This window comes from Synergistaceae bacterium (genome assembly GCA_017443945.1).
GTDB lineage: Bacteria > Synergistota > Synergistia > Synergistales > Aminobacteriaceae > JAFUXM01.
In genome coordinates this window covers 1-8978 of the sequence record JAFSXS010000034.1, presented here as the reverse complement: position 1 = coordinate 8978, position 8978 = coordinate 1, and the positions used below count along the sequence as shown (strand labels likewise).

At 41.6% G+C, this 8978-nt stretch carries 8 protein-coding genes; 2 read left to right on the top strand and 6 right to left on the bottom strand.

Annotated features, from left to right (window positions below):
* Positions 1–26 precede the first annotated feature (26 nt).
* The 5 genes from IJT21_03780 to IJT21_03760 all read right to left on the bottom strand — a co-directional run bounded on the left by IJT21_03780 (position 27) and on the right by IJT21_03760 (position 5770).
* Positions 27–425, bottom strand: coding sequence for a hypothetical protein (locus IJT21_03780; protein ID MBQ7577372.1), 399 nt, complete (start codon positions 423–425; stop codon positions 27–29).
* Between the two features lie 3 nt (positions 426–428).
* Entirely contained in the window at positions 429–1616 is a 1188-nt protein-coding gene (locus IJT21_03775; GenBank protein MBQ7577371.1) for an ABC transporter permease, read from the bottom strand.
* A gap of 140 nt (positions 1617–1756) precedes the next feature.
* Positions 1757–2872, bottom strand: coding sequence for an ABC transporter permease (locus tag IJT21_03770; GenBank protein ID MBQ7577370.1), 1116 nt, complete (start codon positions 2870–2872; stop codon positions 1757–1759).
* Positions 2869–4551 carry a sugar ABC transporter ATP-binding protein gene (locus IJT21_03765; protein MBQ7577369.1) on the bottom strand — a complete coding sequence of 561 codons (1683 nt, stop codon included), beginning with the start codon at positions 4549–4551 and terminating at the stop codon, positions 2869–2871. The genes IJT21_03770 and IJT21_03765 overlap by 4 nt, the downstream gene beginning before the upstream one ends.
* 91 nt (positions 4552–4642) lie before the next feature.
* Positions 4643–5770: a DUF3798 domain-containing protein gene (locus tag IJT21_03760; protein ID MBQ7577368.1), complete on the bottom strand. Its 1128-nt coding sequence runs from the start codon at positions 5768–5770 to the stop codon at positions 4643–4645.
* Between the two features lie 286 nt (positions 5771–6056).
* Between IJT21_03760 and leuC the strand changes: the two genes are divergently transcribed.
* Together leuC and leuD are read left to right on the top strand one after the other, a co-directional pair.
* On the top strand, positions 6057–7319 hold the full coding sequence (gene leuC, locus IJT21_03755) for a 3-isopropylmalate dehydratase large subunit (protein ID MBQ7577367.1): 1263 nt from the start codon (positions 6057–6059) through the stop codon (positions 7317–7319).
* Positions 7320–7796, top strand: a complete 477-nt coding sequence (gene leuD, locus IJT21_03750; protein MBQ7577366.1) for a 3-isopropylmalate dehydratase small subunit — start codon at positions 7320–7322, stop codon at positions 7794–7796.
* A gap of 45 nt (positions 7797–7841) precedes the next feature.
* On the opposite strand, the gene IJT21_03745 is transcribed toward leuD, so the two are convergent.
* Positions 7842–8072 carry a hypothetical protein gene (locus IJT21_03745; GenBank protein MBQ7577365.1) on the bottom strand — a complete coding sequence of 77 codons (231 nt, stop codon included), beginning with the start codon at positions 8070–8072 and terminating at the stop codon, positions 7842–7844.
* Between the last annotated feature and the right edge of the window lie 906 nt (positions 8073–8978).

Below are 8978 nucleotides of genomic sequence, written 5' to 3'. Positions count from 1 at the left end.
GGGTGAGGCGGCGGCAGGCAGTAAAACTATTTCGGTGCTGCAACGATAAAATTGTCTTCACTCATTGCAGCCAGCGCAGGAAGACTTATCATTATATCCTTGCTCATGAAACATAATCTAATCTCGCGTTCTATCGTGTGAGTTATTTCGCCTTTATCGTCAAAAATTTCTGCTTTGAGTCTAAATTCAGGCCCTACAACTTTGCGCATATCTCTATCTCTTGGCAGGAGTTCCGCAGCTTCTCCGCCGTTAATAGTAACATTCACTTGTTCTAATGCCTTGTAATCGCCGAAATTCTTATTGTCAAGAAAAATTTGATGTTCACGCCCGATATAGAATAACAAGAATCCTAGCGCAACTAATGCAGCAAGTAAAATCAATCTCTGAGTCCAGCGCATTATAAATTTCAGGAAAGCTATAAACATTTTTTATCTGCCTCCTTCATTACCGCGAAGACTTCTGCGGGCTGCTTCTCGTTCTCTGTTTCTCTTCCATGCGTGAAGGACAAGCGCAATAGCTATTATCCCGTATGAGACAAAGACTCTAAAATATTCACCGATTTGAGCTTCACCGATTAAATTTTTACCGGCCATAGGTGCAACAATAAACATCAAGTGAAATAGTATGACTCCTAAGAAAACATTTGCGATGCTTGCACGTGATACGCTCGCGCCTCCGATTAATAATGCAGCAATCGAGAACATACCCGCTTGATCGTGGCTGTTGTAGGTGTTAAGCGTTCCCATATTCTGTAAATAAATTATTTGTCCGTAGCATGCTAATACAGTTGAAATCACTATTGCAATGACTCGCGTACGATTTACAGCAATTCCGGCAGAGTCGGCGACTGCTTGATTTTGTCCGATTGCGCGCATATCTTGACCGAGTTTTGTTTTTCTGAACCAGACTATAAACACGCAGAACAACGCAATTACTATTAATGTCGCTAACGGGATTCTTATTGCACCATCAAAAAATGGCAGCTGAATCACTGCAAATGCACCTTTTGAATTAATGCTGATAAATTGCTGTGAGTCTTTTACTCCTGCTATAACGGTCGGCACTAAATTATCAAGAACTCCGCGAATCCCCAGCAAGCTGACGGCGTTACGCACTCCATAGCCGCGCGATAATAATAGTGAAGGATTCGTAATTGGAATTATCCAGCCCATAAAATATAAAACTGTCATTTGATACACGCCGTTAATGAAGAATCCAAGAATATAAGACGTTACCATTTCACGGCCTTTTGCGCGATTCAAGACTGCCCCGCAGAAAATTCCGAGTACTATTGCAATCGGAGTCCCTATCAAGCACGCGAGCACCATTCCCGGAATACCTACGACTCCCCAGTCGCATATCATTAATAAACCTATTTGGCCGGCCATTGCTCCGAGTACCATTCCGAAATTTAAGCCCATTCCCGCCATAATTGGAATCAATAACGACAGAATCAAGAACGAGTTACGCCCGATTCTTGTTATAAGTTCCTGAATCAAGTAACTTGCAGAGAAACCGCTTAATGGAATAGCAATCGCCGAAATTAATATAAATATCGCAGGAACCGGATTCGTTACAAAGCAGGCAGCTATTATTATCGTCGTAACTGCTAAAATTAACGCGCTTTGTATTGAATGATTCACAATTATGTCATTGACTAATGCGTTTGACGGGAAAAAATAAGCAAATACACCTTCTAACGCAAGCAAAATTATTAACGTCGTGAAAAATGCTTTGTTTGCGAAAAATTTTTTAATCATCTTCCCGCACGCACCTTTCTTGTGAGAGCATAAAGAATCATGCCGTTACTTACTATGAGTCGTATTACTTCTGACATGTCAGTCTGCAAATAGCTGTTAATTACAGACGGAGTCATCGTTAATATTCCCTGAAATAAAAACGTTCCGACTATAACATTTAAGATACTTGCTTTGTTGACGCTCGCACCGCCCAGCAAAATCGACGCGACCGCCGGTAATGCCATATAGAACGGACCCATATATAATTGTATAAATCCAAAACTTTGCTCATAAACGATAATTCCTATCGCGCCCAATATCGTCGAGAGTACTACAGAAATCGTGCGCATTTTATCGACGTTGATTCCAGACGCGCGCGCAAATTCAGGATTTGAACCTACTGCCGTCATTGCTGTACCTGTTTTCGTGCGCATGAAGAGCCATACTAATAAAGCCATTACAGCAAAGAAAATTAACATTCCAGTCGGAATCGTGAATCTGTCATTAATCTTTATCGCAAGAGCCTTGTTTAATATATTCAGCCAGTAACCTTCAACGCTTATTGTTGTACGCAAGCCACGGCCCGCATAACCCCATACCATTGTCGGGTGCTTATAAGGCAGCAGAAGCCACGCAATACACATAAACGACACAGACGAGAATCCTACATATGTAGCTATCATCATTTCATCGCCTTTGACTCGGTTTAACAATTTCCCGTAAAGCCAGCCGAGTACAGCTGCAATCGGTATCGCAATTATTATCGCGCTCGCAAATCCGATAGGCTCTCTATATACTTCAATAAATGCAGGATTAAGCCACGAAATATTATATTGTCCGCCTAATTCAGCAAGTTTTGATAAAATTTCAGAGTTTAACTCAATGGAAAGAGTCGCACCCAGCAAACCCGCAATTATTCCAAGAGGCAGACCGAAATTTAATCCGCATCCAGCCTGCACCATAGGGATCATTGCAAGCACCATTACGCCGTTCATGCCAAATCGCACAAGAGTATTATTTAACGACGTGTCAACATTTACACCGACAAAGGGAGCCGCTATAAACAGTCCCAGCAGAAATAAGCCTATAATAATTCTCGGCCAGCCGGCTTTATCGATAAAATTTTTTATCATGCTGTCTCTTCACTCTCCTTATCTATATTTTGTTTGTGCTGTCCCATCATTAACATTCCGAAATCTTCAGCAGGACTCGACGCAGGCAAGACTCCCGCGATTTTTCCCTCACCTACTATTGCAACTCTATCACAGACAGAACGCAGCTCTTCAAGCTCTGAACTTGTAATTATTATCGTCGTGCCGTTTTCGCGGTTATATTCTTTCAACGTGTCAAGAACTAAAGTTTTTGCGCCTATGTCAATGCCTCTAGTCGGTTCGCAGATTAATAAAATGTCAGGACGCAGGACAAACGCTTTAGCAAGACAAACTTTCTGCTGATTTCCGCCGGATAATTCGCCCGCTAACTGACTCGGCCCAGTGCATTTAATACCGAGTGAGTCAATAAATTTGCGCGCTTCCTTCTTCATTGCGTATTCGTTCCTAACTTGGAAAATATACGGGATTCCGAGTAAAAATCTCCCTTGAGTCTGCATTGCCGTAAAAGTTATATTCCAGTCTAAAGGCTCATCAAGCAATAAACCGACTCCGCGCCTGTCTTCAGAAACAAACGCCATTTTTCGCGATAAAGCTGCTCTCGGACGATTGAGAATTAATTTTTTCCCGAAGAGTCTAACTTTACCGCCGGCAGGATAGAGTCCCATAATACCGTTTGGGATTCCTAATTTGCCGTGTCCAGCAAGTCCGCCGATGCCGAAAATTTCACCCTTCTTGACTTCAAACGATACATCACGAACAGTTTCGCCGGGCATGTCAACCCATAAATGTTCAACTTTGAGAGCGGGTTTAACTTTTTTCTTCTTTTTGCCGGGCTGAATGTCAAGAGTCTCGTTTACATCATCAGGTGTTACAGGTTCTGCGGGAATCTCCGGGGGTTCCTCGACTCTCGCACTCTCGCGGCCGACCATTAATGACGCAATTTCCCTTATTGATAACTCATTTGACGGCTGGTCAGTGATTAATTTTCCGTCGCGCAAAACAAGAATCCTGCTGCACAAATCTTTTACTTCATGCAGTCTGTGAGAAATAAACACAATTGCGATTCCTGAACGAGCTAATTTCTTGAGTGCCGTTAATAAAATTTCAGCTTCTGACTCTGTTAATACTGCTGTCGGCTCATCGAGGAATAACAATCTAGTATTTTTTCTGTCAATTTCGCGTGCAATCTCGATAAACTGTTTGTAACCGACGGGCATTTCACTAACTATCATATCAGGATTAATATTTACTCCGAGCGTGTGAATCGCTGCATTTGCACGTTTATGCATTTCTTCACGGTCAAGAGTCGAGACCCTGTCGCTAAATACATAATTCATTAGTGAAGGATTCAATACTTCGCGATTCAACAAAATATTTTCTGCTGCAGTAAATCCCGGAATAAGCGAAAATTCTTGATGTACCATTCCGATTCCTGCTGCGAGTGCCTGATTAGGTGATGAAAAATTTACGTGCTTCCCGTCAATAAATAATTCTCCCTCGTAGCCTCCTGTTGAAGCTATTACGGGCATTCCGAACAAAATATTTAACAGCGTCGATTTGCCTGCACCGTTTTCACCGACAAGGCCAATAATTTCGCCTGAGTCAATGCTGAACGATATATCAGACAAGACTCTATTGCCGTAATATTCTTTGCCGATATGCTCAAGTCTAAGCAATGTGCTTGTATTCGTATCTGACAAATAAAATCGCCTCCTAATTTATATTATAAAAGGGGAATGCGTTTATTTGCACTCCCCGTGAGTTTGCGAGATTAAATTTTCGCGAAAAATTTTAGTTTGCGGGAGTCATGCGGATCTTGAAATATTTTTCGGGGATCTCAACTTCTGCAAGCCCTAAAAATGTTCCGCCCAAAACGTATGTGTCCTGACGCAATAAAATAAATTTTGTATTCTTTACGCCTGTAACTGCATCTGTGAAGTAACTTGCTCCCCAGTGTGCGCCCGGGCAAAATTCGTCGTAAGCTGCTCGCATTTCTCTGAGTGCCTGCGCTGAACCTAATTTATTTGTGAATGTGCCTTCTACATAGCGTTTGCCGTATTCAACAAGTGCTGCCGTAGTCGTGTAACCCCATGAATAAGCCCATGTTCCCATACGACCGCCGCCGCCTGCCTTGACAACTGCGTCCTCAACTTTTTTCAGGATTGCAGGCCAGTCGCCCTGTTCCTTTGATAAATCGATACCAAGTGCGCCGGGGTAACCCATAACGGGCGAGGGTAAATCTGCTTCAACAAAATATCCGCCGAGTGCAGCGACCTGACGTAATAACGGCTCTGTGTGTCCGTCGTTTGTGCAGAAAAATGCTGCGTCTTTGCCGTATTTCTCAATCCATGCGGGCATGTTCTCTAAAATATATTGCTGTGCTCCTGCCATGCCTACGTCGCTTGTAGGATCGGGGGCTGTCTCGAATACAAATTTGATGCCCAAATCTTTGCATGCTTCTTCCATTATTGCACGTCTGAGTCCGAGTGTCTCATAGCTCATATGACGAGGGAAAGAAATATGTACGAAAGTTTTTGCGCCCATTTTCTTAGCACCTAATGGAATAGTGTAACCGCGTCCGATATGGTCTGTATGAACTGCGATATGTGCTGACTCAGTGATTACGCCGGGGTCCTCGTGAGGTTCGCCCGCAAGCAGTAAAATATCAGGCCTTTTCTCGCGTACTCTTCTGAAACCTTCTGCTGTGCCGGGGACTGCCTGATTAACAACGATAACTTTCATTAATGGGTCGTCAGCAAGTCCGACTATCTGCGCAATAACTGTCTCTTGTTCTGACGGGAAATTGTCCGGATAAGTTACGTGCGTGATCATTCCGCCTTTGGAAGCGTCGCCGTATTTCTGAATCATTAATTCTGCACCGCGTAAATCGTCCTCACTCTGAGAAACTGTGCCGGTCATGACTCCGATATGAAATTTTGCGTCCTCTGCAAATGCTGCACCAGCAAATAACGCAATAACAAGCGCGAATAATGCAAATTTCTTCACGATAAATTTTCCTCCTTGTTAAAATTTTTGAGTTACAGTTAATTATATCGCCCGAAAAATTTTTACAAATCAGCGTTATTCATGAATTTACGAGCTGCGAAAAATTTTCTCCATTAATAAAAGAATAATAGCAAATTATATGCTCAAGTATGTATAATTATTTAAACTAGTCAGATAAATAATAGGGGGTAAAAATTTTATGGGAATGACGATGACTCAAAAGATTCTCGCGCGTCATGCGGGACTCGATGAAGTTCATGCGGGACAGCTGATTCAAGCAAAATTAGATATGGTCATGGGCAATGATATAACGAGTCCGGTTGCTATAAATGAATTTGAGTCAGCCGGTTTTAATGAAGTCTTTGACTCGAAAAAAGTCGTTATGGTAATGGATCACTTCACGCCCAACAAAGATATTAAATCAGCGACTCAGTGCAAACAGTGCCGGACATTTGCGAAAAGATTCGGGCTTGAAAATTTCTTTGATGTCGGCAAAATGGGAATCGAACACGCTTTATTACCTGAAATGGGACTCGTTGCACCCGGTGAAGCAATTATCGGCGCAGACTCTCACACTTGCACATACGGCGCAGTAAATGCATTCTCGACCGGTGTAGGCTCTACGGACATGGGCGCAGCAATGGCAGCTGGTTATACGTGGTTCAAAGTTCCGGCGGCGATTCGTGTAAATGTTACCGGCAAGAAGAAAAAATTTGTGTCCGGCAAAGATTTAATATTATACTTAATCGGCAAAATCGGCGTTGACGGAGCATTATATAAATCTCTTGAGTTCAGCGGCGAAGGTCTCAAAGAATTATCAATGTCAGACAGACTCACTATTGCTAATATGGCTATCGAGGCAGGCGCGAAAAATGGAATTTTCCCAGTTGATGACATCACGAGAGAATATCTTAACGGCAGAGTAACACGCGAATGGACTTCATACGATCCAGACCCCGACGCAGAATATGAAAGCGTAATAGAGCTTGACTTGAATAATATCGACTGCACTGTGTCATGGCCTCATTTGCCCGAAAACGCAAAGCCCGCCACTGAAGGCAGAAATATAAGAATTGACCAAATTGTAATAGGTTCATGTACAAACGGCCGTATTGAAGATATGCAGGCAGCAGCAGAAATTTTGAAAGGTCATCACTTGGCCGATGGTGTGAGAGGAATAATTATCCCGGCGACTCAAAATATTTATCGCGAGTGCATTAAACGCGGTTATGTAGATATTTTTCTTGACGCGGGGTGCATTGTGTCGACTCCTACGTGCGGGCCTTGTCTGGGCGGTCATATGGGAGTCTTGGCTGCTGGTGAAAAATGCGTCTCTACAACAAATCGAAATTTTGTCGGCCGAATGGGTCATGTTGAAAGCGAAATATATTTAGCTTCTCCTGCTGTTGCTGCTGCGTCAGGGATTACAGGTTATATAACGCACCCGAAGGAGGTTATGTAAATGCGCGCTCATAAATACGGAGATCATGTTGACACAGATGTAATTATTCCGGCTCGTTATTTGGCAAGTCAGGACGAGAAAGAGTTAGCGTCTCACTGCATGGAAGATATTGACAAAAACTTTCACGCAAAAATTAAAGACGGTGATATTATTGTTGCAGGCTTGAATTTCGGCTGCGGTTCTTCCCGTGAACATGCGCCAGTTGCAATAAAAGCGTCCGGAATTTCTTGTGTAATCGCAAAAAGTTTCGCGCGAATCTTTTACCGTAATGCAATTAATATCGGACTCGCCATTCTTGAATGTCCTGAGGCAGCAGAAAATATCGCAGACGGCGACGAAGTAAGCATAAATTTTGACACAGGCGAAATTAAGGACTTAACGCAGAATAAAATTTTTAAGGCTGAACCCTTCCCGGAATTTATCAAGAATATGATTAAGGACGGCGGTTTAATAGCTTCACTCAAGAAAAAATTATAAATAAATGACTCTCCTGAAAGCAGCTTTATTCAGGGGAGTTATTATCTAAAAATTTATTAGCTCGTCATTTATTAGTGCAGCATTAGTGAATATTTCTATATAGTCAAAATGCTTTATTATTTTATCGCCCAGCATTAACGGTTCTCCGCCTATAATCTGAATTTTTTTAACGCCATGTGATTCTACTAGATTGTCAATTATATAACAGAAATCACTATATGACATAATTTGACCGCATACAGGTTCGGACTCATTATAGCAGTGAACATATTTCAAATTACATAAGCTCGTAACTTCAGCCCATACGAAATTAATAACGTGATTTTATTTGAGATCATATGTATCATTATGAATCTATTTGCTATAAATAAAATTTTTGTGTCAATAAATTATTTTTTCTCCGTGAGTCCTTGCTGTTGAGGCAAAAAATTAATATTCTTGTATTGGTAAAAGTATTAGTAAAATATTTCTTGTATGCAATATAATTTTGTGAAGTGAAAAATTTTAGTATGCACATATTATATCAAACTTTTTGCTTTATTGGGATAAACGGAAACAGCTGATGACGCACAACCGGCATCGGATGCAAAAAGGTTTTCGCCTTTATAGATTTTAAAGTGTTTTCATTATATGGAATAGCACAACAAAAAAAGCTGCCATTGTATTTATTCTTCAGGATCGCACACAAGGAGACATTTTACATCGTGGTCAGGGCCGCAGTCGTTCACATCGGGGCTGCAAACTCCATTAGGGTTACATTCGCCGGCGTCAGGGGGGGCAGGCAGTCCAATAGCTTGGATCACATGCAGATACAGTACCATGACTCGAAAAAATTTCGTAACTAAGCATTATTAATTCCTCCTTAAAATTTTATTCGTCTTCAACAGGGCTGCAAATCCAGTAGCCGTTTTCTTCCGGTTCACAGTCCGGCATACAGTCAACGCCGTAATCAGGGCCGTAAAATCTCAAATGTTATTATTCTCATCATCAGAATCAGAGCTCATAGCAAAATCAAATATTTCGTAACTTAATATTGCGTCATCACTTCTTTCACATAAAGCATTAACCTTCAAAATTGTAAAAAAAAATAATAATGCATCAGTGAATTTACGTATAAATTTTAGTAAATACTTATATAGCAATACATTTTAATAGCTGTAAAAACTTTTGCATGTCGGAGCT

What these genes read in the sequence shown, in the direction of transcription:
- IJT21_03780 (MBQ7577372.1), bottom strand. Translation starts at nt 425, where the DNA reads ATGTTTATAGCTTTCCTGAAATTTATAATGCGCTGGACTCAGAGATTG.
- IJT21_03760 (MBQ7577368.1), bottom strand. Translation starts at nt 5,770, where the DNA reads ATGACCGGCACAGTTTCTCAGAGTGAGGACGATTTACGCGGTGCAGAA.
- leuC (MBQ7577367.1), top strand. Translation starts at nt 6,057, where the DNA reads ATGGGAATGACGATGACTCAAAAGATTCTCGCGCGTCATGCGGGACTC.
- leuD (MBQ7577366.1), top strand. Translation starts at nt 7,320, where the DNA reads ATGCGCGCTCATAAATACGGAGATCATGTTGACACAGATGTAATTATT.
- IJT21_03770 (MBQ7577370.1), bottom strand. Translation starts at nt 2,872, where the DNA reads ATGATAAAAAATTTTATCGATAAAGCCGGCTGGCCGAGAATTATTATA.